Here is a 26,093-nt window from a genome sequence, read left to right as displayed (position 1 = left end):
CCGGTCCCGGACCACCGCCTCTACCGTGGGCCCATGACACCTGTGACACCGCTCGACGTCGTCGAGATCAACGGCCGTCCCGCGACGGGGGCCGCGTTGCGGGTCCCCGCGTTCAACGCGTACGGGCACTTCACCGCCATGCAGATAAGGGGCGGCCGGGTGCGCGGGCGGGACCTCCATCTCGCCCGGCTCGACTCGGCCACCCGTGAGCTGTTCGGCGCGGGCCTGGACGGGGAGCGCGTACGGGACCTGCTCCGGCACGCGCTCGGCGAGGTCTCCGACGCCTCGGCGCGCGTGTACGCGCACTGGCCGGAGGGCGACGCGGAGGCGCGGGTGATGGTCACCGTCCGGCCACCGCAGACCAAGGACGACCGGCCGCACAGCGTGCTGTCCGTGCCGTACGCCCGCGAGGTCCCGCACATCAAGCATCCCGACTTCGGACAGCTGTACCACCTGCGAGCGGCTGAGCGCGCGGGCTTCGACGAGGCGCTGCTGACGGCACCCGGCGGGCTGGTGACCGAGGGGGCCGTCACCAACATCGCCTTCTGGGACGGCACCTCCGTGGTCTGGCCGCAGGCACCCTCGCTGCTCGGGATCACCATGGCCCTGCTGGAGCCCCGGCTGCCCTCCGTACGGCGCCCGGTGACCCTGGCCGACCTGCCCTCGTACGCCTCGGCCTTCCTCACGAACTCGCAGGGCATCGCGCCCGTCCACCGGATCGACGACGTGGAGTTCACCGTCGACGCCGCCCTGATGGAGACGGTGCGGGCGGCGTACGAGGCGGTGGAGTGGGACGAGATCTGACGCGTCGTGTCCTGTGGTGACGGTGGCTGCCGTCGTGTCCTGTCCCGGGCGTCGTGGACGTCGCGGACCTCGCGGACCTCGCGGACGTCGCGGACGTCGTGGACGTCGCGGACGTCGCGGACGTCGCGGACGTCGCGGACGTCGTGGACCTCGCGGACGTCGCGGACCTCGCGGACGTCGTGGACCTCGCGGACGTCGCGGACCTCGCGGACCTCGCGGACGTCGTGGACCTCGCGGACGTCGCGGACCTCGCGGACCTCGCGGACGTCGTGGACGTCGTGGACCTCGTGGACGTCGTGGACCTCGCGGACGTCGTGGACCTCGTGGACGTCGCGGACGTCGCGGACGTCGCGGACGTCGCGGACGTCGCGGACGTCGCGGACGTCGCGGACGTCGTGGACGTCGTGGACGTCGTGGACGTCGTGGACGTCGTGGGCCGTGACGCCTCACCCGTTCGGCACGACCGGGCGCCCGGCGTGTCGCGCGCTCGGTCTCACGGCTCTGACCTGCGCGGATACCGACACGCAAGCGGGACACGCCACCCGGAAGGGGCTTATCTGATTCTCCCTCAGCAGGCGTGGGCGGCGGGCGGCGTCTTGTCTCGGAGGAGACGAGAACCGCGCGCAGCCCCGGAGGAGAACCATGCGCACCACCGCCCGCCTGTTCACCGGTACCGCGCTGGCGGCCACCACGCTCGGACTGTCCCTGGTGGCCTGCGCCGCCCACGCCGGCGAACGCGGTGAGCTGGACCTGTACCCCTCGGTCTCCGCGCCCGGCGCGACCGTCACGGTGAACACCACCGCGTGCGGCAGGAACGGCCACGGCAAGGGGGACGCGCGTTCGCTCGGGGCGGGCGAGTTCCGCCTGCGGCCGGGCGACTACAAGGACATCGCCGTCGGCCAGTTCCGGGTGCCCGAGAAGACCCGCGCCGGGACCTACGAGATCTTCGCGCACTGCGAGAACGGCGGCCGGGCCCGCGGTGACCTGACGGTCGAGCACCGCCGCGAGCACCACGGCCGGCACGAGCGGCAGCCGTCCGGCCATGTGCGGACCGGGGTCGGCGGCAGCGTCGGGCCCGACACCACCCGGATCGCGGCGGGGGCGGCCGTCCTGGCCGCGGCCGCCGTCGGCGGGACCTGGCTCCTGCGCCGCCGGGCGAGCGGCGCGCAGGACAGCTAGGGCGTGTCGCGAAAGCAGCGCCGTCCGCCCGAAGGGCAGGCGGGACTTTCGCCACACGCCCTGGTGGGGCGGGCGACACCGCCCGCCCCGTACCGCCGTGGTCCCCGCCCCCGGCACGCCCCGCGCTGCCGGGGGCGGCGGAGCACCGTCCGGAGGACCCATGAACGTCGAGGGCAAGGGCAAGGTCTGGCTGCTGGCCGGCGCCGTGTGCGTCGGCGTGTGGCTGGTCCAGAACGGCTCGCAGAACATCACCCCGCCGATTCCGTCGGCCGCCCAGGCGTTCGCCGCCGGGCCCCGGTTCCACACCGACGCCGCCGCCGACCCGATGCCGGTCTCCTCGCCCGTGCGGCTGCGGATCCCCGAGATCGACGTCGACGCGCCCGTCACCCGGCTGGGCCTGGCGAAGGACGGCAGCCTGGACGTGCCGCCGCCCGAGGACGGCGACGTGGCCGGCTGGTACCGGCACGGCGCCACCCCGGGGGCCAGGGGCACGGCGGTCGTCGCGGGCCATGTGGACAACGCGCGCGGCCCCGCCGTCTTCTACAGCCTCGGCACCCTGGAGAAGGGGCAGCGGATCGAGGTCGTCCGCGCGGACGGCCGGACGGCCGTCTTCACGACCGACGCCGTCGAGGTGTACGACAACGAGGACTTCCCCGACCGGAAGGTCTACGGGGAGTCGGACCGGGCCGAGCTGCGGGTCATCACCTGCGGCGGCGGTTTCTCCGAGCGGACGGGCTACCGGGGCAACGTCGTGGTGTACGCGCACCTCATCGGCGTACGGCAGCCGGCCTGACTCCGATTCCGGACCTCACGCCGGTCCCACTCCTGCCGTGACCGTCCCGCCGGGCGCCGCACCCGGTCAGGAAGTCAGGCGGTCAGGCGGTCCACTGGTCGAAGGCGAGCTTCGCGACCAGCGAGAACACCACGACGAGCAGCACACCGCGTACGAACTCGCTGCCCTTGCGCAACGCCATGCGCGCGCCGACCATGCCGCCCGCCAGGTTGAACACCGCCATCAGCGCGGCCAGTTGCCACAGGACGGTGCCTTGGTGGGCGAACATGGCGAGCGCCCCGGCGTTGGTGCAGACGTTGACAATCTTGGCGGTGGCGGACGCCGTCACGAGGTCGAGATGGAGCACGGCGGTCAGCGCCAGGACGAGGAAGGTGCCCGTGCCGGGACCGAACAGCCCGTCGTAGAAGCCGATCCCGCCGCCGACGAGGACGATCGCCGTGAGATGCCGCCCCCGGGTGACGGGCCCGCCCGCCCGCGCCGTACCGAACGCGGGCCGCAGCATCACGAACGCCGCGACACCCAGCAGCACCACCATGATCACGGGCCGCAGCACGTCGCTGCTGATCCCGGCGGCGAAGAACGCGCCCGCCATCGACCCGGCGAGCGCCATCAGTCCGATCCGTACGGCGCTCCGCACGTCGACCGGCGCCTTGCGCGCGTAGGTCACGGCGGCGCCCGAGGTGCCGACGATCGCCACGGCCTTGTTGGTGCCGAGGATGTGCGCGGCGGGTACGTGCGGCAGACCGAGCAGCATCGCGGGCAGCAGGAGCAGGCCGCCCCCGCCCACCACGGCGTCGATCCAGCCCGCCGCTGCCGCCGCGAGGCAGAGGACGACCAGCACGGTGAGGGAGGTTTCGGGCATGATCACGACACTAGGGGACGAGGTGCGCGGCCCTCCCGCCGGATGCCGGTGAGGTGCGGCACATCAGGCGGGATCCCCGCGACCCCGCCGCCTCGCGTCGTACGGCGTACGGCGTGGGCTCAGCCCGTGAGCGCGGCCGGGTCCATCCACACGACCTCCCAGATGTGGTGGTCCGGGTCCTGGAACGAGCGGCCGTACATGAAGCCGTGGTCCTGGGTCTCGTTGGCCGGGGAGCCGCCGTTCGCGAGGGCGGCGTCGACCAGTTCGTCGACTCTGGCGCGGCTCTCCGCGGTGATGCCGACCAGGACCTCCGTGGTCCTGGTGGTGTCGGCGATCTCCTTGGACACGAAGTCCTTGAAGCGGGGCTCGGTCAGCAGCATGACGAAGTTGTTCTCGTTGAGGACCAGACAGGCCGTCCGCTCGTCGGAGAACTGTTCGTTGAACGAGAAACCGAGCTTCCCGAAGAACGTCTTCGTGGTGTCCAGGTCCTTGATCGGCAGGTTGAGGAAGAGCGAATTGATCATCGGGATACCCCTTGTCGGTGTCCGGCGGCGGTTGCCGCTCGGTGGTGACACAGGAGAGACCGGCGGCCCCCGGAAAACTCATCGGCCCTCCGCGCGTATTCTCCCGGCACCGGCCGCCCTCCGCACCGGATGCCGGCCACACCGGGCTCTCCGCGCCCCCGAGGCCGCGTCTCCCGGCCGGCGGCACCGCGTGTTGGCCGTCCCGCGCGGCCGGCGCGTCCTGGTGTTCAGCCCGCGGCCATCCGGCCGTCGCACACTTCTGCTCGCACGCGACCTCACGCCCACCCCACCCCCATGGAGCGGCCCAGTGGAACGTCGCAATTTTCTGCGTGGAGCGATCGTCTCAGGCTCCGCCGCCGCGCTCGGCGGCACTCTCTGGCGCGGCGCCGCCTACGCCGATCCCGCCCAGCCCGGCGCGGGACCGTACGGCGCGCTCGGTTCGGCCGACGCCAACAACATCCGGCTGCCCGCCGGATTCACCAGCCGGATCGTCGCCCGGTCCGGGCAGACCGTGCCCGGCACGTCGTACACCTGGCACAACGCCCCCGACGGCGGCGCCTGTTACGCCGACGGCGGCGGCTGGATCTATGTCTCCAACTCGGAGATCAACCCGTCCGGCGGCGCGAGCGCGCTGCGGTTCTCCTCGGCGGGCGCGGTGACCGGCGCGTACCGGATCCTCTCCGGCACCCGGCAGAACTGCGCGGGCGGCAACACCCCCTGGAACACCTGGCTCTCCTGCGAGGAGGTGGACCGGGGGTACGTGTACGAGACCGACCCGTGGGGTGTCGACGCGGCGGTACGGCGCGACGCCATGGGCCGGTTCAAGCACGAGGCGGCGGCGGCCGACCCGGTGCGCCGCACGGTGTATCTGACCGAGGACGAGACGAACGGGTGCTTCTACCGGTTCACCCCGGCCACCTGGGGCGATCTCTCGTCGGGCACCCTCCAGGTGCTGCGCGCGGGCACCGCCACCTCGGGCTCCTTCACCTGGGCGGACGTCCCCGACCCGGACGGCTCGCCGACCGCGACCCGTGACCAGGTCTCGGGCGCCAAGCGGTTCAACGGCGGCGAGGGGTGCTACTACGCGGACGGCTCCGTCTGGTTCACCACCAAGGGCGACAACCGCGTCTGGCGGGTCGACCCGGCCGCGAACACCTACGAGCTGACGTACGACGACTCGCTCGTCAGCGGCGGCGGCGCCCCGCTGACCGGCGTCGACAATGTCACCGGGTCGTCGTCCGGTGATCTGTTCGTCGCGGAGGACGGCGGCAATCTGGAGATCTGCGTGATCACCCCGGACGACGTCGTCGCCCCGTTCCTGCGGGTCGGCGGGCAGTCGCTGTCGGAGCTCACCGGCCCGGCCTTCTCGCCGGACGGTTCGCGGCTGTACTTCTCCAGTCAGCGCGGGACGAGCGGCAGTTCGTCGGGCGGCATCACGTACGAGGTGCGGGGGCCGTTCCGCACGTAGGACCGTTCCGTACGCGGGACCGTTCCGCACGGGGGACCTTGTGCGGGTAGTTCCCGTACCCGTACGCGTCCCGGACCGTTCCGTACGGAGGACCGCTCCGTACGCGGGACCGTTCCGTACGGAGGACCTTGTGCGGGTAGGACCCGTACCCGTTCCCGTACGCCTATCCGTACAGCACGTTCCGTACGGAGGACCGCTCCGTACGCGGGAGCCGTCCCTCACGCCGGAGCCGGCCGGGTCGTTCCCGCCGGCCCCGGCACCTCCTGGGCGCCGTCCAGCAGGGCGGCGCCCAGTGGGGTGAGCGAGTGCAGGACGGCGTTGCCGTGGCGCAGGGTCACCACCAGTCCGGCCTCGCGCAGCACACAGGCGTGCTGGCTGGCGGAGGCCAGCGACACCCCTGCCCTGCGGGCGAGTTCACTGGTGGTGGTGCCGTGCGCGATGGCGCTCAGCACGGCCGAGCGCGTACGGCCGACGAGCCGTCCCAGGGACGCCGCCGCGCCGGGCCCGCCGTGGCGCGCGGCGGCCGGGGCACCGGCGTGGGTGACGGGGTAGACGAGCACCGGCGGCAGCGCCGGGTCCCGGTAGACGACCGGTGTCCCCCGGCAGAAGAACGACGGCTGGAGCAGCAACCCCCGCCCGTCCAGCCACAGTTCGCGGTCGACCGGATAGTCGGCCTCCAGCACCGGGGCGCGCCAGCGGATCATCGGCGGCAGGGTGGCGAGGAGTTCGCCCGCCCCGCCGTCGAGCAGCGCCCGGCCCCGGATGAGGCGGTCCGCCTCGGCCCGTGCCCTGATGTGCGGCCAGTACGGCTCCACGGCGGCGCGGTGGTACGCGCGCAGCGCCCCGGTCAGCCGCCCGAGGTCCGTCGTACCGTCGGCGAGCGACGTGGCGGCGCCGGCGGGCGACACGGTGGACCGGGCGGCGCCGGGGGCGGAAGCGGAGGCGAGCAGGGCCAGTTCCGTACGGACCTGTGCCGCCGGGGTCGCGCGCAGCGCCTCCAGTCCCTCGGCGAGACCGAAGCGGCTCTCGGCGGGCGTCAGGAAATCCGGGAAATAGCCCCGCCGTGGCACGAGCGCGCCGAGGAGCCGTGTTTCACCTTTCAGGCGGACGCGCGTTTCGGTGCGCCATTCGCCGAAAACGGGGGCGCCCCGACGGTCCCGCAATCGGTGAAAGCTGAGAATCGTTTCCCACAACGGGTCGGGCCCGGCGGCCATCCGGACCCCGCCGAGGTCCGCCCCCGTGAAATGTATGCGCAGCACCGATCCCCCACATGTTGCCTCTGTTGCACGCGCAATCCGGCCCCCGCGATGAGTATGCACGCCATCACAGGCCGTCACCACGGAGTTTCGGCCATACGTGAAACTCGTCGCGCGTATCGGGTGCGAAACGAAAGGCTGTACCAGGTCAGGCGCGAAACCCGAGCCACCGGAGGTGCGCGGCGAAGACCGTGGGGGTTTTGCCCGCAAGGCGGCGGTCGGTGAGGGTCACGGCTCCGCGCCCGGCCTGAGAAACGGGGTGCGGCCGGTGGATGGGGATCCACCGGCCGCACCCCGATTTGTTCGCTCCCCGCTCCTCTTCCATTCCGGGAAGGCCGGGAAAGGGGCGGGGAGAGAGCGAGGGAGAGCGATTTCACTTTCGGTTCCGCGGCGCCCGCCCGGCATCGCCGGACCGGCGGGCGCCGTCCGCTCAGCGGGAGCCCGCCGCCCCGTCGGAGCGTGCCGCCGCCCGCCCGGCCTCCAGGCGCGCCACGGGAATCCGGAACGGCGAGCAGGACACGTAGTCCAGTCCCACCTCGTGGAAGAAGTGGACCGATTCGGGGTCGCCGCCGTGCTCGCCGCAGATGCCCAGTTTCAGATCGGGCCGGGTCCTGCGGCCGGCCTCGCAGGCGGAGCGCACGAGCGCGCCGACGCCGTCGATGTCGATCGTCTCGAACGGGGACACCCCGAAGATGCCCTTCTCCAGGTAGGCGGTGAAGAAGCTCGCCTCGACGTCGTCGCGGGAGAAGCCCCACACGGTCTGGGTGAGGTCGTTGGTGCCGAAGGAGAAGAACTCGGCGGCCTCGGCGATCTGACCGGCGGTCAGCGCGGCGCGCGGCAGTTCGATCATCGTGCCGAGCGACAGCTTGAGGTCGATGCCGGTGGCCTCGCGCACCTCGGCGAGGACCTGCGCGGCCTCGTCGCGGACGATCTCCAGCTCCTGGACGGTGCCGACGAGCGGGATCATGATCTCGGGCCGCGGGTCGCCCTTGGCGTGCTTGCGTTCGGCGGCGGCCTCGGCGATGGCCCGTACCTGCATCGCGAACAGTCCGGGGATGACCAGGCCGAGGCGGACACCGCGCAGCCCCAGCATGGGGTTCTGCTCGTGCAGCTTGTGCACGGCCTGGAGCAGCCGCAGATCGTTCTCGTTGTGGTCCTCGCGGGACTCGGCGAGGGCGACGCGTACCGACAACTCCGTGATGTCGGGAAGGAATTCGTGCAGCGGCGGGTCCAGCAGCCGTACGGTGACGGGCAGTCCGTCCATCGCCTCGAACAGTTCCACGAAGTCCTTGCGCTGGAGCGGCAGCAGGGTCTTCAGTGCCTGTTCGCGTTCGTCGTCGGTGTCGGCGAGGATCAACTTCTCGACCATGGAACGGCGTTCGCCGAGGAACATGTGCTCCGTGCGGCACAGGCCGATGCCCTGGGCGCCGAAGCGGCGGGCCCGCAGCGCGTCCTCGGCGTTGTCGGCGTTGGCCCGTACCCGCAGCCTGCGGCGGCGGTCCGCGTAGGCCATCATCCGGTGCACGGCCTCGACCAGTTCGTCGGCGTCGTCGGCGCCCGCGTGCATCCGGCCCTCGAAGTACTCGACCACCGGTGAGGGCACGACCGGGACCTCCCCGAGGTAGACCTTGCCGGTCGAGCCGTCGACGGAGACGACGTCGCCCTCTTCCACGACGGTCTTGCCGACGGTCATCCGGCGCCGCTTGGTGTCGACCTCCAGCTCCTCGGCGCCGCAGACGCAGGTCTTGCCCATGCCGCGCGCCACGACGGCGGCGTGCGAGGTCTTCCCGCCGCGCGAGGTGAGGATGCCCTCGGCGGCGATCATGCCGTCCAGGTCGTCGGGGTTGGTCTCCCGGCGGATGAGGATGACCCGCTCGCCGGAGCGCGACCACTTGACGGCGGTGTACGAGTCGAAGACGGCCTTGCCGACGGCGGCGCCGGGCGACGCGGCGATCCCGCGCCCGAGCAGTTCGAGCCCCTTCCCGCCGTCCTCGAAGCGCGGGAACATCAGCTGGGCGAGCTGGGCGCCGTTGACGCGGCGCAGCGCCTCGGACTCGTCGATCAGGCCCTGGTCGACGAGCTGGGTCGCGATCCGGAAGGCGGCGCCGGCGGTGCGCTTGCCGACGCGGGTCTGGAGCATCCACAACTCGCCGCGCTCGATGGTGAATTCGATGTCGCAGAGGTCCTTGTAGTGGGTCTCCAGGATCTCCATGATCTGCATCAGCCGGTCGTACGACGCCTTGTCGATGGTCTCCAGATCGGCGAGCGGCACGGTGTTGCGGATGCCGGCGACGACGTCCTCGCCCTGCGCGTTCTGGAGGTAGTCGCCGTACACGCCCTGGTGGCCGCTGGCCGGGTCGCGGGTGAAGGCGACGCCGGTGCCGGAGTCGGGGCCGAGGTTGCCGAAGACCATGGAGCAGATGTTGACGGCGGTGCCGAGGTCGCCGGGGATGCGCTCCTGGCGGCGGTAGAGCTTGGCGCGGCCGGTGTTCCAGGACTCGAAGACGGAGCGGATGGCGAGGTCCATCTGTTCGCGGGGGTCCTGCGGGAAGTCCCGGCCCGCGTCGCGCGCGACGATCTTCTTGAACTGCTTGACCAGCTTCTTGAGGTCCCCGGCGTCGAGGTCGACGTCGGTGGCGGCCTTCTTCGCCCGCTTGGCGTCGTCCAGCGCCTCCTCGAAGAGGTCGCCGTCGACACCGAGGACGGTCTTGCCGAACATCTGGATGAGCCTGCGGTACGAGTCCCAGGCGAAGCGTTCGTCGCCGGACTGGGCGGCGAGACCGGCGACGGAGGCGTCGGAGAGGCCGATGTTGAGGACGGTGTCCATCATGCCGGGCATGGAGAACTTGGCGCCGGACCGTACGGAGACCAGCAGCGGGTCGTCGGCCTGGCCGAGCTTCTTGCCCATGGTCTGTTCGAGGGCGGCGAGGTGGGTGCCGACCTCGTCGCGCAGGGCGGCCGGTTCCTCACCGGTGTCGAGGTAGACCCGGCACGCCTCGCTGGTGATGGTGAAGCCGGGCGGGACGGGAAGGCCGAGGTTGGTCATCTCGGCGAGGTTGGCTCCCTTGCCGCCGAGGAGGCCCTTGAGATCCTTGTTGCCCTCGGTGAAGTCGTAGACGAACTTCTGGTGCTGCGGGGCGGTGTCCCCCGCTGCGGGGGTGTCTTTGCTTTCGGACACGGATCTCGACTCCTCCGGGAGACGCTGGCTGCCCTGACGGCGAGGAACATACCCAGATCGAAGGTGCCTGGATATGTCCACCTGTCCGTCATACGGCCGCAACCACCCGTCCGCCGCCGGATCGAATGCGCATGACGGGGGATCACCGGTCCCGGCCTCCTTCAGGCCCCGAACCGGGCATGACCTTTGCATGACGCAACTCGCTCATCTGAGCGCCATTCGCGACGTCTGAGTTCATCTCTCGAACGCGGATGACATGGCACCCAGTGCCACGCTTTCCGGAAGTGCAGCCACCCGGCGAGCGCTCGTCTGAGCGAAGGATCAATCAGACGTGTCGAGAATCACGCCTGCGGGGTCCACCGGTCGGACGCTCAGAGGTGCGCCTGCCGATCGCCCAGCACGGGCAGGAGCTGAAGCTTCTCGTGGCTCTCGGAGCCGGGGGTCGCGGTGAAGACGAGCAGGGCCTGCGACTAGGTGAGGATGACGTCGGTGCCGGATTCGGCCAGCGCGAGTGCGGTGGCCCGGCCGAGTCCCCGGTTCCCGCCGGTGATCAGGGCGACGGTGTTCTCGTTGGTGTTCATGCGTCCAACTGTCGTCCGGACCGGGGCGCGGATGAAGGCACCACCGATCCAGGGACCGCCGATCCCCCCTTGTGGTCACGCGGCGACGGGTGGCTGTCGGATCGAGGGCCACCCGGCCGGCGCTGACTCAGCCGCCGGACGTGTCCAGTTCCGCGTCGGTGCCGACGCCCGCGCAGTCGTACGGGTCGTTCAGCCAGCCGTCCGGCAGGACCACCCGGTTGTTGCCCGAGGTCCGCCCGCGCGGCCCGTCGGCGCCGTCCGGCCACGGCTGGTCCAGGTCCAACTCGCCTAGCAGCGCGTCGAGTTCGGCGAGCGAGGAGGTGATCGCGAGCTTCTTGCGCATCTCGGAGCCGACGGAGAAGCCCTTCAGGTACCAGGCGACATGCTTGCGGAAGTCGATCACCCCGCGCGCCTCGTCCCCGATCCACTCCCCCAGCAGCTCCGCGTGGCGCCGCATCACCCCGGCGACCTCGCGCAGCGCGGGCCGGGCCAGCTCCCCCGTACCCTCGAACGCCGCCACGAGATCGCCGAAGATCCACGGGCGGCCGAGACAGCCGCGCCCGACGACCACACCGTCGCAGCCGGTCTCGCGGACCATCCGCAGGGCGTCGTCCGCCGACCAGATGTCGCCGTTGCCGAGGACGGGGATCTCGGGGACGTGTTCCTTGAGGCGGGCGATGGCCTCCCAGTCGGCCGTACCGCCGTAGTGCTGGGCGGCTGTCCGGCCGTGCAGGGCGATCGCCGTCACCCCCTCCTCGACGGCGATGCGGCCGGCGTCGAGGTAGGTGAGATGGCCGTCGTCGATGCCCTTGCGCATCTTCATGGTGACCGGCAGCTCCCCGGCGTTCGACACGGCCTCGTGCAGGATCGCCCGCAGCAGGGGGCGTTTGTACGGGAGGGCCGAGCCGCCGCCCTTGCGGGTGACCTTGGGGACGGGGCAGCCGAAGTTCAGGTCGATGTGGTCGGCCAGGCCCTCGTCCGCGATCATCCGGACGGCCTTGCCGACGGTGACCGGGTCGACCCCGTACAGCTGGATCGAGCGCGGGGTCTCGGTCGCGTCGAAGCGGATCAGCTGCATCGTCTTCTCGTTGCGCTCGACCAGCGCCCGCGTGGTGATCATCTCGCTGACGAACAGCCCCTTGCCGCCGGAGAACTCCCGGCACAGCGTCCGGAACGGCGCGTTGGTGATCCCGGCCATCGGCGCGAGAACGACGGGCGGCCGGACGGAGTACGGGCCGACGGCGAGGGTGCCGGGCACGGCGGGGGACGGGGCGAGCGGAGCGGTCATCCGTCCATTGTCGCGCATGGCGCCAGGGGGGCGGACGGGTGCCGGACTTACGATCGGCCCATGCCAGCTCCCCAGCCCACGCCCCCGCCGGAGCCGCCGGGGAAGCCGTCTCAGGAGCGGTCACCGGGGCCGTCTCAGGAGCTGTCGAAGAAGTCCGGGCGGGAGGACGGGCGGGAACGCGGGCGGGAGGGGGCCGGGCCGGAGCTCGACCGGCACCGGCAGCTGGTGATCCTGGGCACCTGCTGCATGAGCCTGCTGATCGTCAGCCTCGACAACACCGTCCTCAACGTGGCGCTGCCGTCGATCCAGAGGGACCTGCACACCACGGTCGCCGGTATCCAGTGGACCATCGACGCGTACACCCTGGTCATCGCCTCCCTGTTGATGCTCGCGGGCTCCACGGCCGACCGGATCGGCCGGCGGCGGGTCTTCAAGACCGGGCTGGTGATCTTCACGCTCGGTTCGCTGCTGTCCTCGCTGGCGCCGAGCCTGGAGCTGCTCGTCGTGTTCCGGATGCTCCAGGCGATCGGCGGCTCGATGCTCAACCCGGTCGCCCTGTCGATCGTCACCAACACCTTCACCGACCCCCGGGAACGTGCCCGCGCGATCGGGCTGTGGGGAGCGGTCGTCGGTGTGTCGATGGCGGCCGGGCCCCTGATCGGCGGGGTGCTGGTGGAGACGGTCGGCTGGCGCGCGATCTTCTGGATCAACATCCCGGTCGGGATCACCGCGTACGTGCTGACCCGCCGGTACGTCCCCGAGTCCCGCGCCGCCAAGCCGCGCCGGGTCGACCCCGTCGGCCAGCTGCTGGTGATGGCCGCCCTCGGCTCGCTGACGTACGCGATCATCGAGGCGCCCACGTCCGGCTGGACGTCGCCGCTGATCCTGACCTTCGCGGGGGTCGCGGTGTGCGCGGTGACCGGGCTGGTGCTGTACGAGCCGAGGCGCTCCGAGCCGCTGATCGACCTGCGCTTCTTCCGCAGCGCGCCGTTCAGCGGGGCGACCGTCATCGCCGTATGCGCGTTCGGCGCCCTCGGCGGCTTCCTGTTCATGAACACGCTCTACCTCCAGAACGTGCGGGATCTCTCCGCCCTGGACGCCGGGCTCTACATCCTGCCGATGGCGGCGCTCTCCCTGGTCTGCGCGCCGCTGTCGGGGCGGCTGGTCGGCGCGCGCGGGCCGCGTGTCCCGCTGGCGGTCGCGGGCACGGCCCTCGGCGCGAGCGGGCTGATGTTCGCGCTTCTCGAGGCGGAGACGCATCTGGGGCTGCTGTTCACCGGCTACGTGCTGTTCGGCATCGGTTTCGGCATGGTGAACGCGCCGATCACCAACACGGCGGTGGCGGGGATGCCGCTGTCGCAGGCCGGGGTGGCCGCCGCCGTGGCGTCGACCAGCCGGCAGATCGGGCAGACGCTGGGGGTCGCGGTGATCGGGGCGGTGCTGGCGGCGGGCGCCGCGTCACCGACGCGCCGGGGCACGATCGACAACGCGGCCTTCGCGGACGCGAGCCGCCCCGCGTGGTGGATCATCGCCGGGCTCGGGGGATGCGTACTGGCGGTGGGTGTGCTGACGAGCGGGGAGTGGGCGCGCGGGACGGCGCGCCGCAACGCGGCCCGGCTGGAGCCGTCGGCGCTGCCGGGCTCCTCCGGCGCGCAAGCCTGAGACGGGCCGCGCCGGGAGCAGTGGCGGGGGTGGTGCGTACGCGAACGGCCCGGACCACGTGCGTGGTCCGGGCCGTCGTGGCGCTGTGCCGGTTCAGCGGCGCGTGCCGCCGACGCGTGCCCGTCCGGTGCGGCTGCGGGCGTCAGTGACGAGGCGTCGGGGGCGGTACGTCAGGACTGGGCGTCCGCCGTGCCGGAAGCGCCGTCCGTCGTGCCGGCGGTGTCGTCCGCCGAGTCGGCGGCGCCGTCCTCGGAGGGTGCCCCGGTCGCCCGCTCGCGCATCTTCCGCACGAGCTCCTGCTTCTTGTCCTCGGCGGCCTTGCGGTCGGCGTTCCGAGCGGGGCCGTTGCCCTGTTTGTCGTCGCGGGACAGTTTCTTGCGCTGTCCGCCCACGCCGAGAAGGTTGTTGCGGCCTTTTGCCACGGGTTCTCCCGAATAGGTGAGGGGGAAGTGATCTGCGGATTCGTCCGGTGAGAGGCGGGCCGTGACCGCCCGTCCTCACTCGTAGATCTGGAAGAACATGCCCGAAACGCTACCACCGGGCGGAGGGCGCGTGTCACCTGCTTTTCGGGCCCCGCCCGCGGCCCCACCGACGGGCTCACCGGCGGCCCCACCGGCGGGCTCTCAACCGCCGCCGGTCACCGTCGGGTCGACGGTCGCCTGGTGCGCCTCGCCGAGATGTTCCTCCGCCTTGAGCCACGGCAGGAACTGCGCCCTGGTGTTCCAGCCACAGGTGTCACAGGTCAACGTCCGCTGCATACCGGCCTTCCGGACATGGACCACGTGCTCACGGCCGTGCTGGTCCCATCGGCGTACCTTGCTGCTGGTCGTGGGCGGCATGGGTGCCTCCGTGCCTCCTGTTGTCGAATGCGGCCAGGGAGCAGTCTGCGGCGAAGCCCCCGGCTCCGTCACGGAACCGGGGGCTTCGAGCCACGACTGTGATCAGCCGCCGTCCTCGGCGGGCGTCGGCCAACGTCCTCGGCGGACCTCAGCAGTCGTCCGCACCGGGCGTCAGCAGCCGAGCAGACGCTCGGCGAGATAGCCCTGGATCTGGCTCAGCGAGACGCGCTCCTGCTTCATGGTGTCGCGCTCGCGCACGGTCACCGCGTCGTCCTCAAGGGTGTCGAAGTCGACGGTGACGCAGAACGGCGTACCGATCTCGTCCTGCCGGCGGTAACGGCGGCCGATCGCGCCCGCGTCGTCGAACTCGATGTTCCAGTTCTTCCGCAGGTCCGCCGAGAGCCCCTTCGCCTTCGGGGAGAGCTGCGGGTTGCGCGACAGCGGCAGCACCGCGACCTTGACCGGCGCGAGGCGCGGGTCGAGCCGCATCACGGTGCGCTTCTCCAGCACGCCCTTCGCGTTGGGCGCCTCGTCCTCGTTGTACGCGTCGAGGAGGAAGGCCAGCATCGCGCGGCCGACACCGGCGGCGGGCTCGATGACGTACGGGGTCCAGCGCTCACCGGCCTCCTGGTCGAAGTACGACAGGTCGTGGCCGGACGCCTTGGAGTGCGCGGTGAGGTCGTAGTCCGTGCGGTTCGCGACGCCTTCGAGCTCGCCCCACTCCGAACCGCCGAAGCTGAAGCGGTACTCGATGTCGGCGGTGCGCTTGGAGTAGTGGGAGAGCTTCTCCTTCGGGTGCTCGAACCAGCGCATGTTCTCCTCGCGCAGGCCCAGGTCCCGGTACCAGTTCCAGCGCTGCTCCATCCAGTAGTCCTGCCACGTCTCGTCCTCGCCGGGCTTGACGAAGAACTCCATCTCCATCTGCTCGAACTCACGGGTGCGGAAGATGAAGTTGCCGGGCGTGATCTCGTTGCGGAAGGACTTGCCCATCTGCGCGATGCCGAACGGCGGCTTCTTGCGCGAGGTCTGCTGCACCTGGGCGAAGTTGGTGAAGATGCCCTGCGCGGTCTCGGGGCGCAGGTACGCGACCGAGCCGGAGTCCTGCGTCGGGCCGAGGTGCGTGGAGAGCAGACCGGAGAAGGACTTGGGCTCGGTGAAGGTGCCCTTGTTGCCGCAGTTGGGGCAGTTGAGGTCCTTCAGACCGTTGGCGGGCGCCTTGCCGTGCTTCTCCTCGTACGCCTCCTCCAGGTGGTCGGCGCGGTAACGCTTGTGGCAGGAGGTGCACTCGGTGAGCGGGTCGGTGAACGTGGCGACGTGGCCGGAAGCCTCCCAGACCTCGGAGGCCAGGATCACCGACGAGTCGAGACCGACAACGTCCTCGCGCGAAGTGACCATGTAACGCCACCACTGGCGCTTGATGTTCTCCTTCAGCTCCACCCCGAGCGGCCCGTAGTCCCAGGCGGCACGCTGTCCGCCGTAGATCTCGCTGCACGGATAGACGAAGCCACGGCGCTTGCTCAGGTTGACGATGCTGTCGATCTTGTCGGCGGCCACGGTGCTCTCTTCATTACGACGACGAACGGCGAATGCTTCAGATTAGCGGCGGGCGCACCCCCTGTATCAAATCGGTGTCCCGCAGTGGCCTTCAGCGGCCCTTGTTGACAATCGTTTCCAGTTTTGTTGAAAATGACTGTCATGAACGTACGACGCCTCATACCCACCGCCGCCCTCACCGGGTCCGTCACCCTCGGCCTGGTCGCGCTGTCCGCGTGTTCCCCCTCCGACGCGGCCGACGGCGCGGGCGGCGACCGGACGAGCGGCGACAGGCTCGCGGTGGTGACGTCGTTCTACCCGATGCAGTATCTGGCCGAGGAGATAGGCGGGACGCATGTCGACGTCTCCACCCTCACCAAGCCGGGCGTCGAGCCGCACGACCTGGAACTGAGCACCCGGCAGGCCGCCCGGCTCGGCGAGGCCGACTACATCCTCTACCTCAAGGGCATCCAGCCCGCCGTCGACGAGGCCGTCGCCGCCGCCGGAGTCCCGGACACCGTCGACGCCGCCACCCTCACGACGCTGGAGAAGCACGGCTCGGAGGTCGGCCACGCCCATGAGGGCGAGGAGCACGCCGGGGAGGACGGGGCGCACGGCGAGGACGCCGGACACGGCGACGAGCACGGGCACGAGGGCGAGGGCGAGGCCGGCACCGACCCGCACATCTGGCTCGACCCCGTGAAGTACGCGGAGGTCGCCCGGGGCGTCGGCGCCTCGCTGGAGAAGGCCGACCCGGACAACGCCGCCGCGTACCGGAAGAACACCACCGCCCTCGTCGAGCGCCTCGACGGCCTCGACAGCGCCTTCAAGGACGGCCTCGCGGACACCGCGACCAAGACCTTCATCACCACGCACTCGGCCTTCGGCTATCTCGCGGAGCGCTACGGTCTCACCCAGGAGTCCCTCGCGGGCCTCTCCCCCGAGTCCGAGCCCAGCCCGGCCCGGATCAAGGAGTTGCGCGCGATCGCGGCCCGGGACAAGGTCGGCACGGTCTTCTTCGAGACGCTCGTCAGCGACCGGACGGCGAAGACCGTCGCGGCCGACGGCGGGCTGCGGACGGACGTCCTCGACCCCGTCGAGGGAATCACCGACCGGTCGAAGGGCGCTGACTACGTCGAGGTCATGGAGTCCAACCTCGCCGCGCTGGAGAAAGCCCTGGGCGCGAAGTGAACCAGCCGACGGCAGCAACGGAGGTACGGGACGTGGCCACGACACGGACGGGCGCGCAGCGGGGGACGGCGACCGGGCGGGCGGGGACGGGCGGGGAGCACACCGGGGCGGGCCAGGACTCCCACGACGGCGCCGGGGCAAGGGCGTCGGCGGGGACGGGGGCCGGGGGCGGGTCCGGGACAGGGAGTGGGAGCGGGACGGGAACCGAGGCCGGGGGCGAGTCCGGGACGGGGAGCGGGAGCGGGACCGGGGGTGCCCAGGGCTCCCGTGAGTCACGTGACTCCCACGACGACGCCGGGACCGTGCCCGGCACCGCCCCGGCACCGACGCCCCCCGCCCCCACCGTCCTGTCGCTGCGCGGCGCCACCGCCACGCTCGGCTCCCGCCCCGTGCTGCGCGGCATCGACCTCTCCGTGCGGCGCGGCGAGGTCGTCGCGCTGCTCGGCGCCAACGGGTCGGGCAAGTCCACCGCCGTACGCTCCCTGATCGGCCAGGTCCCGCTCACCGACGGCGAGGTGACCCTCTTCCGCACCCCACTGCGGCGCTTCCGCGACTGGTCGCGCGTCGGCTACGTGCCGCAGCGCTCCACCGCCGCGAGCGGCGTACCCGCGACCGTCCGCGAGGTCGTCGCCTCGGGCCGGCTCTCCCGTACCGGACTCTTCCGGTGGCCCTCCCGGGCCGACCGGGCGGTCGTCCGCCGCGTCATCGACCTGGTCGGTCTCGCGGACCGGGCCAAGGACGCGGTCGGGGCGCTCTCCGGCGGGCAGCACCAGCGGGTGCTGATCGCCCGCGCCCTCGCCGCCGAACCCGAACTGCTGATCATGGACGAGCCGATGGCGGGTGTCGACCTGGCCAGCCAGCGGATCCTCGCGGCCACGCTGCGGGACCAGGTGGCGGCCGGTACGACCGTACTGCTGGTCCTGCACGAACTGGGCCCGCTGGAGCCGCTGATCGACCGCGCGGTGGTGCTGCGCGACGGCCGGGTGACGCACGACGGCCCGCCGCCGCGGGACGCCGCCGGGCACCACACGCCGCCCGGCGGCGGCACCCCCCAGGCCCTGCCGCATCAGGGCTGCCACTCTCACTCGGCCGACGAGCCGCTCCGTACGGGACTGCTGACCTGATCATGGAAATCCTCGAGACCGCCCTCATGCAGCGGGCCCTGATCGCGGCCGTGCTGGTCGGCGTCATCGCGCCCGCCGTCGGTATCTATCTCGTCCAGCGCCGCCAGGCGCTGATGGGCGACGGCATCGGCCATGTCGCCATGACCGGCGTCGGCCTGGGCTTCCTGCTCTCGACGAGCCCGGTCTGGATGGCCACGGTGGTGGCGATCGTGGGCTCGATCGCGATGGAGCTGATCCGGGCGTACGGCCGCACCCGCGGCGACATCGCGCTGGCCATGCTCTTCTACGGCGGCATGGCGGGCGGTGTCCTGCTGATCAACCTCTCGCCCACCGGCTCCAACGCCAACCTCAGCTCGTATCTCTTCGGCTCGCTCGCCACGGTCTCGGAGGCCGATCTGGACGCGATCTGGATCCTGGCGGCCCTGGTGCTGCTGGTCACGGTGGGGCTGCGGCGGCAGCTGTTCGCCGTCAGCCAGGACGAGGAGTTCGCACGGGTCACCGGTCTTCCGGTACGGGCCCTGAACCTGCTGGTCGCCGTCACGGCCGCGGTGACCGTCACCGTCGCCATGCGGGTCGTCGGGCTGCTGCTGGTCAGCGCGCTCATGGTGGTGCCGGTCGCCGCCGCGCAGCAGATCACCCGGTCCTTCGCCGTGACCTTCGTCCTGGCGGTGGTGATCGGTACAGCGGTCACCCTGGCCGGCACGGTCACCTCGTACTACCAGGACGTGCCGCCCGGCGCGACGATCGTCCTGCTGGCCATCGGCGCCTTCCTCGTCCTCACCGTGATCGCGACGCCCCTGGCGAGACGCCGGGCGCGGGCCTCGGCGGCGGTGGCGGAGAGCCCGGCCGGCGACGGGGTGACCGTTCCCGCCGTGCGGGAGCCCTCGGACGAGGCCACGGCCCGGCGCGAACTGGCAGAATGACGTGACGGACGAGCATTCCGGGCAGAGGTATTGGAGGCACCCGTGACGACTGCGCCTGGCGGTGGGGCGAGCACCGCCCCCGTACGCGGCCGATCGACCCGGCAGCGCGCGGCGGTGGCCGCCGCGCTGGACGAGGTGGATGAGTTCCGCAGCGCGCAGGAGCTCCACGACATGCTGAAGCACCGCGGCGACTCGGTCGGTCTGACGACCGTCTACCGCACCCTCCAGTCGCTCGCCGACGCGGGCGACGTCGACGTGCTGCGCACGACCGAGGGGGAGTCCGTCTACCGGCGCTGCTCGACCGGTGACCATCACCACCATCTGGTGTGCCGGGTGTGCGGCAAGGCCGTCGAGGTCGAGGGACCGGCCGTCGAACAGTGGGCCGAGACGATCGCGGCCGAGCACGGTTTCGTGTCCGTGGCCCACACGGTGGAGGTCTTCGGCACCTGCGCGGAGTGCGCCGCGGGCCCCGGCTGCGACACCGGACAGGACACCCCGCCCGGCCGGACCACCCCGGGCCGCTGACCGAACGGGCCCCGGGCGCACGGGACTCCCGCAGCCGCCGACCGAACACGCGCGTGAGGTAAGGGAACTTCACCGCACGACCGAGCGAAGACCCCCCACCCGCCCGCGCGGGGATCACCGGCCCGCCGACCGAACACACCCCAGCCGTACGCGACTTGCCCCCAGAGCCGCCGACCGAACACGCCCGTGAGGTACGGGACTTCCCCGCACGACCGAGCGAAGACCCCCCACCCGCCCGCGCGGGGATCACCGGCCCGCCGACCGAACACACCCCAGCCGTACGCGACTTGCCCCCAGAGCCGCCGACCGAACACGCCCCGCCCGCGCGGGACTTACCCGCCCGCGCGGAACTTCCCGAGCCGTACGGCCGCCCTCACCCGCGCGGGCGGCCGTCGGCGTACCCCTCCGCTACGCGCCCCCGCCCGGCTCTCCGGCAGAGCCCGACGCCCCCGACGTTTCCGACTCGTTGGGCAGCGCCCCGCCGAAGCGGCGGTCGCGGTGCGCGTACTCCAGGCAGGCCCGCCACAGGTCCCGGCGGTCGAAGTCCGGCCAGAGCACGTCCTGGAAGACCATCTCCGCGTAACTGCTCTGCCAGATCAGGTAGTTGGACGTGCGCTGCTCACCGCTCGGCCGCAGGAAGAGATCCACGTCCGGCATGTCCGGGTAGTACAGGTACTTGGCGAAGGTCTTCTCGTTCACCTTGGACGGGTCGAGCTTGCCCGACGCCACGTCCCGCGCGAGCGCCTGCGCCGCGTCCGCGATCTCCGCGCGTCCGCCGTAGTTGACGCAGAAGTACAGCGTCATGGCGTCGTTGTCGACGGTCTGCTCCTGCGCGACCTGGAGCTCCTGGACGACCGACTTCCACATCTTGGGCATCCGGCCGACCCAGCGGATCCGGATGCCGAGTTCATTCATCTCGTCGCGGCGGCGCCGGATCACGTCCCGGTTGAAGTTCATCAGGAAGCGCACCTCGTCGGGCGTGCGCTTCCAGTTCTCGGTCGAGAAGGCGTACAGGGACAGGTTCTTGACGCCCATCTCCAGACAGCCCTTGAGCACGTCCAGCACGACGCCCTCGCCGATCTTGTGGCCCTCGGTGCGCGGCAGACCGCGTTCCTTGGCCCACCGGCCGTTGCCGTCCATCACGCACGCGACGTGCTTGGGCACCAGCTCGCCGGGAATCCTCGGCGGGACCGCGCCGGAGGGGTGCGGCTCGGGGACCTTGTACTCGCGGCGGGGCCGGCCCAGGATTCCGCGTCGTGCCATGCGCTTGTGCTCCTAGTTCTTCTCTACATATCTGAGTGAGCGCAGACCGCGCTCCAGATGCCAGTGCAGATACGCGGACACCAGCCCGCTGCCCTCCCGGACATGACGAGCCTCGCACGCGTCCGCCGTCCCCCAGTCCCCGGTCAGCAGCGCGCTCAGCAGCCGCACCGCCTCCGGCGAGGGTACGACGCTCCCCGGCACCCGGCAGTCGCCGCATATGACGCCGCCGGCCGCGACCGAGAAGAACCGGTTCGGCCCGTCGAGGCCGCACTTCGCGCAGTCGTCGAAGCTCGGCGCGTAACCGTTCACCGCGAGGGAGCGCAGCAGGAAGGCGTCGAGGATCAGATGGGGCGCGTGCTCCGCGCGCGAGAGGGTGCGCAGCCCGCCGACGAGGAGCAGATACTGCTGGACCGCGGGTTCGCCCTCGTGGTCGGTGAACCGCTCGGCGGTCTCCAGCATGGCCGTGCCCGCGGTGTAGCGGGGGTAGTCGGTGACGATGGCGCCGCCGTACGGGGCGATGGTCTCGCTCTGCGTACAGAGCGGCAGCCCGCGTCCGACGAGTTCGCTGCCGCGTGCGAAGAACTGGACGTCGACGTGGGAGAACGGTTCGAGCCGGGCGCCGAACTTGGACTTCGTACGGCGCACTCCGCGCGCGACGGCCCGGACGCGGCCGTGTCCCCGGGTGAGGAACGTGATGATGCGGTCCGCCTCACCCAGTTTCTGGGTGCGCAGCACGATGCCGTCGTCGCGGAACAGGCTCATGGCGCCATTCTCCCGCACGGGGGAGCGGGCCGGTCCCCCGCCCGGCCTTTGGTCCGGGCGCGCGGTGTCCGCCGGGTCCGGTCAGGAGGAGGGGGCGTACAGGCCGACCCGGCGCGGTCAGGAGGAGGACGTACGGGCGGTCCGACCGGGTCCGGTCAGGACGAGGGCGTACGGGCCGATTCGAGCAGGCGGGCCGTGTCGTCGGCCCGCAGCCGCAGGGCCCCGCCGACGGTGGAGAGCACATCGCGCTCCGCCGCGCTGTACGGGCCGTCGGCGAGCGCGATCCGGGCGCCCTGGAGCAGGATCGACTCCCGGCCCGCGGCGGCCAGGTGCGGGGCGAGGGGCTCCAGCGCCTCGTGCAGTTCGATGGCGAGCGCCGCGCCGCAGGACTCGGGGTCCATCAGGAACCGGCCGGTGTCGGCGGCCAGCGCCTCCACCAGCTCCGTGAGCTGCTGCTCCGTACAGTCCTCGATCCCGGCGGCCCGGACCGCGGAGACGGCTGCCTCGCGGACCGTACGGGAGGCCGTACCGCCTGCGGCGAGGACGGCGAGCGCCACGGTGTGGACGGCGTCGCGGAGCATCGCGGAGAACCGGACGGTGGTGGGGTGGTCGAGGATGTCGGTGCCGAAGTGGCCGTGACAGGCGGCGCATTCGACGACGGGACCCGCCGGGCCGCGCGGCACCAGGGGCACGCCGAGCACGGCGAAGCGCCGACGGCCGGTGCGGCGGCGGTAGTTGCGGTCGCCGCCGCAGTCGGGGCAGAAGAACTCCCCGTCCCCGATGGTGTTCCACGTGGTGTGAATGCCGCAGACGCGCAGCTTCCTGCCGTTCGATCCCTGGCCTGGGAGCATGTCGCGCACCTCCATCACGCTTCGGCAACTTTGCCGCATTGACGTGATGTTAACCACAGCAACGACGCGGCGTCATCACCCGGGCGCCAGGTGACCGCGACATGGCTGAACCCCGCCCACCGGGCTCGGCGGGCGGGGTTGGCGAATCCGCAGGTCAGCGAGTTACGCGGTTGACGGCGGAGACGACGGCCTTCAGCGAGGCACGTGTCGTGTTGGCGTCGATACCGATGCCCCACAGGACCTTGCCGTCGATCGCGCACTCGATGTACGAGGCGGCCTGCGCGCTCGCGCCCTCGCTCATCGTGTGCTCCGAGTAGTCCAGCAGTCGCGCGTCGACACCGACGGCGGCCAGCGCCGCGAAGAAGGCCGAAATCGGCCCGTTGCCGGAGCCGGTGAGCACGGTGTCCTCGCCGTCCACGACCGCCTCGACGGTCAGGGTGTCCGTACCGTCCTTGTCGGTGGTGGTCTGGCCGGACTTCAGCTGGATACGGCCCCAGCGGGCGGCGTTGTCGTCCGCGTTGGGCAGGTACTCGTCCTCGAAGGCGGACCAGATCGCCCCGGGTGTGACCTCGCCGCCCTCGGAGTCGGTCTTCGCCTGGATGATGCGCGAGAACTCGATCTGCATCCGGCGCGGCAGGTCCAGCTTGTGGTCGTTCTTCAGGACGTACGCGATGCCGCCCTTGCCGGACTGCGAGTTGACCCGGATGACCGCCTCGTAACTGCGGCCCACGTCCTTGGGGTCGATCGGCAGGTACGGCACGGCCCATTCGAGATCGTCGACGGTCACCCCCGGGCCCTGGGCGGCGGCGTCGGCCTCCATGGCGTCGAAGCCCTTCTTGATGGCGTCCTGGTGGGAGCCGGAGAAGGCGGTGTAGACGAGGTCGCCCGCGTAGGGGTGGCGCGGGTGGATCTCCATCTGGTTGCAGTACTCGCTGGTACGGCGGATCTCGTCGATCTGCGAGAAGTCGATCTGCGGGTCGACACCCTGCGAGAACAGGTTCATGCCCAGCGTCACCAGGTCGACGTTGCCGGTGCGCTCGCCCTGGCCGAAGAGACAGCCCTCGATCCGGTCGGCCCCGGCCATGAGCGCCAGCTCGGCGGCGGCGACGGCGGTTCCCCGGTCGTTGTGCGGGTGGACGGAGAGGCAGACGTGCTCGCGGCGGGACAGGTGGCGCGACATCCACTCGAAGCGGTCGGCGTGCGTGGAGGGCGTGGACCGCTCGACGGTGGCCGGCAGATTGAGGATGATCTCGCGGCCCTCCTCCGGCTCCCAGACGTCCATGACGCCCTCGCAGACCTCCAGGGCGAAATCCAGCTCGGTGTCGGTGAAGATCTCCGGGCTGTACTGGTAGCCGAAGACGGTGTCCGGGCCCAGGATCTTCTCGGCGTACTCGGAGACCAGCCGCGTGCCGTCCACGGCGATCTGCCGGACCTGCTCGCGGGTGCCGCGGAAGACGACACGGCGGAAGGTGGGGGCGGTGGCGTTGTAGAGGTGCACGGTGGCGCGGTGGGCGCCGACGAGCGACTGGACGGTGCGCTCGATCAGCTCCTCGCGGGCCTGGGTGAGGACGGAGATGGTCACGTCCTCGGGGATGGCGCCCTCTTCGATGATCGACCGCACGAAGGCGAAGTCGGTCTCGCCGGAGGACGGGAAACCGACCTCGATCTCCTTGTAGCCCATGCGCACCAGCAGGTCGAACATCTCGCGCTTGCGGGCGGGCGACATGGGGTCGATCAGGGCCTGGTTGCCGTCGCGCAGGTCGGTGGAGAGCCAGCGGGGCGCGTGGGTGACGCGGTTGTCCGGCCAGGTGCGGTCGGGGATGTCCACGGCCTCGTACGGGCGGTACTTGTGGATCGGCATCCCGGACGGCCGCTGGGTGTGCGTCGCGTTGGTGAGCGGCGTGGGGCGGCCGACGGGCGCGGGGCCCGCCGAATCGGACGGGCGATGGGACATGCGCTCAGACATTGCGTAGGGCTCCTCGTGTGTCCGCTGGGACGGCCGACGGGGCGGAAACACCGCAACACCGAACTCCGCGGGGAGGGGGTCGGCCTACGACTGCGGACCCTCACCGCGGCAGCTAAGGAGAAGCAGCCCGAAACGCATGATGTCAGCAGCCTAGCGGAGCGATCCGGCCCGCGCCGGGCCGTATCAGTATGCGGGATCACCGGGGGTACGGGGCAAATGCCCGCATAGTCCCTTCCGGGGCGGGGGTACGGCGCGGCAGGCGCCCGGCGTACGCGAGGGCTCCGGACACATTTCCCCGCCCGGCCGGGGTACGGCGCGGCACGCGTACGCGAGGGGCTGCGGAGCGGCCCCGCACTCGGCCGCACGCACACGAGACGGGCCTCGCACACCCCCGCCTGCGCGACGGCCCCGGCCCGCTCGGCCGCACGCGCACGAGACGGGCCCGGCGCGCCTCCCGGGTGCTCCGGCGTCGCGCGGCTGCGCCGGCCTTCGGGCGCCGTCGTCCGGCTGGGCTCAGAAGCCCAGCTTGCGCAGTTGCTTCGGGTCGCGCTGCCAGTCCTTCGCGACCTTGACGTGCAGGTCGAGGAAGACGGGGGTGCCCAGCAGTGCCTCGATGTGCTTGCGGGACTTCGTCCCGACCTCCTTGAGCCGCTTGCCCTTGGGGCCGATGATGATCCCCTTCTGGCTCGGGCGCTCGATGTAGACGTTCGCGTGGATGTCGAGCAGCGGCTTGTCCGCCGGGCGGTCCTCGCGCGGCAGCATCTCCTCGACCACGACGGCGATCGAGTGCGGCAGTTCGTCCCGTACGCCTTCGAGCGCGGCCTCCCGGATCAGCTCCGCGACCATGACCATCTCGGGCTCGTCGGTGAGGTCGCCCTCGGGATAGAGGGGCGGGCTCTCCGGCAGCAGCGGGACGAGCAGCTCGGCGACGAGCTCCACCTGGTCCCCGCCGACGGCGGAGACGGGGATGATCTCGGCCCACTCGAAGCCCAGTTCCGTGCCGAGCTGGTCGATCGCGATCAGCTGTTCCGCCAGGACGCGCGAGTCGACCAGGTCGGTCTTGGTGACGAGCGCGACCTTCGGCGTCTTGCGGATGCCGGCCAGTTCCTTGGCGATGAAGCGGTCACCGGGGCCGAGCTTCTGGTCGGCGGGCACGCAGAAACCGATGACGTCGACCTCGGCCCAGGTGGTCCGTACGACGTCGTTCAGCCGCTCGCCGAGCAGCGTGCGCGGCTTGTGGAGACCGGGGGTGTCGACCAGGATCAGCTGCGCGTCGGGCCGGTGCACGATGCCGCGCACCGTGTGGCGCGTGGTCTGCGGCCTGCTCGACGTGATCGCCACCTTCTGGCCGACCAGAGCGTTCGTGAGGGTGGACTTGCCCGCGTTGGGGCGGCCGACGAAGCAGGCGAAACCGGCCCGGTGGGGGGCTTCGGACGGTCCGGCGGACGCCTCGGGAGACGTAGGGGTACGAGCGCTCATGCCGCCCATTCTCCCCGATGGTCCCGCCCGCTCCGACCAGTC

General features: G+C 71.4%; 24 protein-coding genes and 1 pseudogene. 10 read left to right on the top strand and 15 right to left on the bottom strand.

Annotation, left to right across the window (positions count from 1 at the left end):
• Window positions 1–33 precede the first annotated feature (33 nt).
• The 4 genes from OG875_RS22010 to OG875_RS21995 all read left to right on the top strand — a co-directional run bounded on the left by OG875_RS22010 (window position 34) and on the right by OG875_RS21995 (window position 2,776).
• Window positions 34–804 carry an aminotransferase class IV gene (locus OG875_RS22010; RefSeq protein WP_330175940.1) on the top strand — a complete coding sequence of 257 codons (771 nt, stop codon included), beginning with the start codon at window positions 34–36 and terminating at the stop codon, window positions 802–804.
• Between the two features lie 53 nt (window positions 805–857).
• Entirely contained in the window at window positions 858–1,547 is a 690-nt protein-coding gene (locus tag OG875_RS22005; protein ID WP_330175939.1) for a hypothetical protein, read from the top strand.
• Entirely contained in the window at window positions 1,447–1,983 is a 537-nt protein-coding gene (locus OG875_RS22000) for a hypothetical protein (RefSeq protein WP_330175938.1), read from the top strand. The genes OG875_RS22005 and OG875_RS22000 overlap by 101 nt, the downstream gene beginning before the upstream one ends.
• A gap of 160 nt (window positions 1,984–2,143) precedes the next feature.
• The gene (locus tag OG875_RS21995; RefSeq protein WP_330175937.1) at window positions 2,144–2,776 is read left to right on the top strand and encodes a class F sortase; all 633 of its coding nucleotides are present in this window, start codon (window positions 2,144–2,146) and stop codon (window positions 2,774–2,776) included.
• Between the two features lie 82 nt (window positions 2,777–2,858).
• Here OG875_RS21995 and OG875_RS21990 read toward each other — a convergent pair whose 3' ends face one another.
• Window positions 2,859–3,638, bottom strand: a complete 780-nt coding sequence (locus OG875_RS21990; RefSeq protein WP_330175936.1) for a sulfite exporter TauE/SafE family protein — start codon at window positions 3,636–3,638, stop codon at window positions 2,859–2,861.
• A gap of 119 nt (window positions 3,639–3,757) precedes the next feature.
• Window positions 3,758–4,162 carry a VOC family protein gene (locus OG875_RS21985; RefSeq protein WP_330175935.1) on the bottom strand — a complete coding sequence of 135 codons (405 nt, stop codon included), beginning with the start codon at window positions 4,160–4,162 and terminating at the stop codon, window positions 3,758–3,760.
• A gap of 307 nt (window positions 4,163–4,469) precedes the next feature.
• On the opposite strand from OG875_RS21985, the gene OG875_RS21980 reads away from it, so the two are divergent.
• Window positions 4,470–5,630 carry an alkaline phosphatase PhoX gene (locus tag OG875_RS21980; protein WP_330175934.1) on the top strand — a complete coding sequence of 387 codons (1,161 nt, stop codon included), beginning with the start codon at window positions 4,470–4,472 and terminating at the stop codon, window positions 5,628–5,630.
• 218 nt (window positions 5,631–5,848) lie between these two features.
• On the opposite strand, the gene OG875_RS21975 is transcribed toward OG875_RS21980, so the two are convergent.
• From OG875_RS21975 to dusB, 5 genes and pseudogenes are all read right to left on the bottom strand, one after another.
• Entirely contained in the window at window positions 5,849–6,889 is a 1,041-nt protein-coding gene (locus OG875_RS21975) for an ArsR/SmtB family transcription factor (protein ID WP_330175933.1), read from the bottom strand.
• A gap of 427 nt (window positions 6,890–7,316) precedes the next feature.
• Complete coding sequence (gene ppdK, locus OG875_RS21970; protein ID WP_330175932.1) at window positions 7,317–10,064, bottom strand: pyruvate, phosphate dikinase; 2,748 nt, start codon at window positions 10,062–10,064, stop codon at window positions 7,317–7,319.
• A gap of 371 nt (window positions 10,065–10,435) precedes the next feature.
• A pseudogene (locus tag OG875_RS21965) lies at window positions 10,436–10,534 on the bottom strand (transcriptional regulator); the annotation flags it as partial.
• A complete protein-coding gene (locus OG875_RS21960) occupies window positions 10,535–10,645 on the bottom strand; it encodes an SDR family NAD(P)-dependent oxidoreductase (RefSeq protein WP_443079167.1) in 111 nt (36 codons plus the stop codon).
• A 127-nt stretch (window positions 10,646–10,772) separates the two neighbouring features.
• Window positions 10,773–11,951 carry a tRNA dihydrouridine synthase DusB gene (gene dusB / locus OG875_RS21955; RefSeq protein ID WP_330175931.1) on the bottom strand — a complete coding sequence of 393 codons (1,179 nt, stop codon included), beginning with the start codon at window positions 11,949–11,951 and terminating at the stop codon, window positions 10,773–10,775.
• 42 nt (window positions 11,952–11,993) lie between these two features.
• Between dusB and OG875_RS21950 the strand changes: the two genes are divergently transcribed.
• A complete protein-coding gene (locus tag OG875_RS21950; protein ID WP_330175930.1) occupies window positions 11,994–13,595 on the top strand; it encodes an MFS transporter in 1,602 nt (533 codons plus the stop codon).
• A 170-nt stretch (window positions 13,596–13,765) separates the two neighbouring features.
• On the opposite strand, the gene OG875_RS21945 is transcribed toward OG875_RS21950, so the two are convergent.
• From OG875_RS21945 to OG875_RS21935, 3 genes are all read right to left on the bottom strand, one after another.
• Window positions 13,766–14,017 (bottom strand): DUF6243 family protein, encoded by a 252-nt coding sequence (locus OG875_RS21945; RefSeq protein ID WP_330175929.1) that lies wholly within the window; start codon window positions 14,015–14,017, stop codon window positions 13,766–13,768.
• Window positions 14,018–14,218: 201 nt separating this feature from the next.
• Window positions 14,219–14,434 (bottom strand): hypothetical protein, encoded by a 216-nt coding sequence (locus OG875_RS21940; RefSeq protein ID WP_330175928.1) that lies wholly within the window; start codon window positions 14,432–14,434, stop codon window positions 14,219–14,221.
• A gap of 171 nt (window positions 14,435–14,605) precedes the next feature.
• Window positions 14,606–15,988 (bottom strand): glycine--tRNA ligase, encoded by a 1,383-nt coding sequence (locus OG875_RS21935; RefSeq protein ID WP_330175927.1) that lies wholly within the window; start codon window positions 15,986–15,988, stop codon window positions 14,606–14,608.
• A 141-nt stretch (window positions 15,989–16,129) separates the two neighbouring features.
• Between OG875_RS21935 and OG875_RS21930 the strand changes: the two genes are divergently transcribed.
• The 4 genes from OG875_RS21930 to OG875_RS21915 all read left to right on the top strand — a co-directional run bounded on the left by OG875_RS21930 (window position 16,130) and on the right by OG875_RS21915 (window position 19,730).
• Window positions 16,130–17,158 carry a metal ABC transporter substrate-binding protein gene (locus tag OG875_RS21930; RefSeq protein WP_330175926.1) on the top strand — a complete coding sequence of 343 codons (1,029 nt, stop codon included), beginning with the start codon at window positions 16,130–16,132 and terminating at the stop codon, window positions 17,156–17,158.
• 302 nt (window positions 17,159–17,460) lie between these two features.
• On the top strand, window positions 17,461–18,282 hold the full coding sequence (locus tag OG875_RS21925; RefSeq protein ID WP_330177851.1) for a metal ABC transporter ATP-binding protein: 822 nt from the start codon (window positions 17,461–17,463) through the stop codon (window positions 18,280–18,282).
• Between the two features lie 2 nt (window positions 18,283–18,284).
• Window positions 18,285–19,205: a metal ABC transporter permease gene (locus tag OG875_RS21920; protein WP_330175925.1), complete on the top strand. Its 921-nt coding sequence runs from the start codon at window positions 18,285–18,287 to the stop codon at window positions 19,203–19,205.
• 42 nt (window positions 19,206–19,247) lie between these two features.
• Entirely contained in the window at window positions 19,248–19,730 is a 483-nt protein-coding gene (locus OG875_RS21915) for a Fur family transcriptional regulator (RefSeq protein WP_330175924.1), read from the top strand.
• Window positions 19,731–20,138: 408 nt separating this feature from the next.
• Here the strand turns inward: OG875_RS21915 and OG875_RS21910 are convergent, their stop codons facing one another.
• From OG875_RS21910 to era, 5 genes are all read right to left on the bottom strand, one after another.
• Window positions 20,139–20,993, bottom strand: a complete 855-nt coding sequence (locus OG875_RS21910; protein WP_330175923.1) for an isoprenyl transferase — start codon at window positions 20,991–20,993, stop codon at window positions 20,139–20,141.
• A gap of 12 nt (window positions 20,994–21,005) precedes the next feature.
• Window positions 21,006–21,755 (bottom strand): DNA repair protein RecO, encoded by a 750-nt coding sequence (gene recO, locus OG875_RS21905; protein ID WP_330175922.1) that lies wholly within the window; start codon window positions 21,753–21,755, stop codon window positions 21,006–21,008.
• 155 nt (window positions 21,756–21,910) lie between these two features.
• Window positions 21,911–22,606, bottom strand: coding sequence for a TerB family tellurite resistance protein (locus OG875_RS21900; RefSeq protein WP_330175921.1), 696 nt, complete (start codon window positions 22,604–22,606; stop codon window positions 21,911–21,913).
• Window positions 22,607–22,760: 154 nt separating this feature from the next.
• Window positions 22,761–24,572, bottom strand: coding sequence for a 2-isopropylmalate synthase (gene leuA, locus OG875_RS21895; RefSeq protein WP_330175920.1), 1,812 nt, complete (start codon window positions 24,570–24,572; stop codon window positions 22,761–22,763).
• Window positions 24,573–25,085: 513 nt separating this feature from the next.
• Window positions 25,086–26,051 (bottom strand): GTPase Era, encoded by a 966-nt coding sequence (gene era / locus OG875_RS21890; RefSeq protein ID WP_443079166.1) that lies wholly within the window; start codon window positions 26,049–26,051, stop codon window positions 25,086–25,088.
• Window positions 26,052–26,093: the final 42 nt, after the last annotated feature.

Source organism: Streptomyces sp. NBC_01498, assembly GCF_036327775.1.
Lineage (GTDB): Bacteria > Actinomycetota > Actinomycetes > Streptomycetales > Streptomycetaceae > Streptomyces.
The sequence above is the reverse complement of the archived record's forward strand: the minus strand, read 5'-3'. Positions and strand labels throughout refer to the sequence as shown.

Bases quoted from the DNA above. Each gene is read 5' to 3' on its own strand.
- OG875_RS21985 (WP_330175935.1), bottom strand. From the start codon at position 4,162: ATGATCAATTCGCTCTTCCTCAACCTGCCGATCAAGGACCTGGACACC.
- OG875_RS22010 (WP_330175940.1), top strand. From the start codon at position 34: ATGACACCTGTGACACCGCTCGACGTCGTCGAGATCAACGGCCGTCCC.
- OG875_RS21995 (WP_330175937.1), top strand. From the start codon at position 2,144: ATGAACGTCGAGGGCAAGGGCAAGGTCTGGCTGCTGGCCGGCGCCGTG.
- recO (WP_330175922.1), bottom strand. From the start codon at position 21,755: ATGAGCCTGTTCCGCGACGACGGCATCGTGCTGCGCACCCAGAAACTG.
- leuA (WP_330175920.1), bottom strand. From the start codon at position 24,572: ATGTCTGAGCGCATGTCCCATCGCCCGTCCGATTCGGCGGGCCCCGCG.
- OG875_RS21990 (WP_330175936.1), bottom strand. From the start codon at position 3,638: ATGCCCGAAACCTCCCTCACCGTGCTGGTCGTCCTCTGCCTCGCGGCG.
- OG875_RS21910 (WP_330175923.1), bottom strand. From the start codon at position 20,993: ATGGCACGACGCGGAATCCTGGGCCGGCCCCGCCGCGAGTACAAGGTC.
- OG875_RS21950 (WP_330175930.1), top strand. From the start codon at position 11,994: ATGCCAGCTCCCCAGCCCACGCCCCCGCCGGAGCCGCCGGGGAAGCCG.
- OG875_RS22000 (WP_330175938.1), top strand. From the start codon at position 1,447: ATGCGCACCACCGCCCGCCTGTTCACCGGTACCGCGCTGGCGGCCACC.
- OG875_RS21920 (WP_330175925.1), top strand. From the start codon at position 18,285: ATGGAAATCCTCGAGACCGCCCTCATGCAGCGGGCCCTGATCGCGGCC.
- OG875_RS21900 (WP_330175921.1), bottom strand. From the start codon at position 22,606: ATGCTCCCAGGCCAGGGATCGAACGGCAGGAAGCTGCGCGTCTGCGGC.
- era (WP_443079166.1), bottom strand. From the start codon at position 26,051: ATGAGCGCTCGTACCCCTACGTCTCCCGAGGCGTCCGCCGGACCGTCC.
- dusB (WP_330175931.1), bottom strand. From the start codon at position 11,951: ATGCGCGACAATGGACGGATGACCGCTCCGCTCGCCCCGTCCCCCGCC.
- OG875_RS21940 (WP_330175928.1), bottom strand. From the start codon at position 14,434: ATGCCGCCCACGACCAGCAGCAAGGTACGCCGATGGGACCAGCACGGC.
- OG875_RS21960 (WP_443079167.1), bottom strand. From the start codon at position 10,645: ATGAACACCAACGAGAACACCGTCGCCCTGATCACCGGCGGGAACCGG.
- OG875_RS21930 (WP_330175926.1), top strand. From the start codon at position 16,130: ATGAACGTACGACGCCTCATACCCACCGCCGCCCTCACCGGGTCCGTC.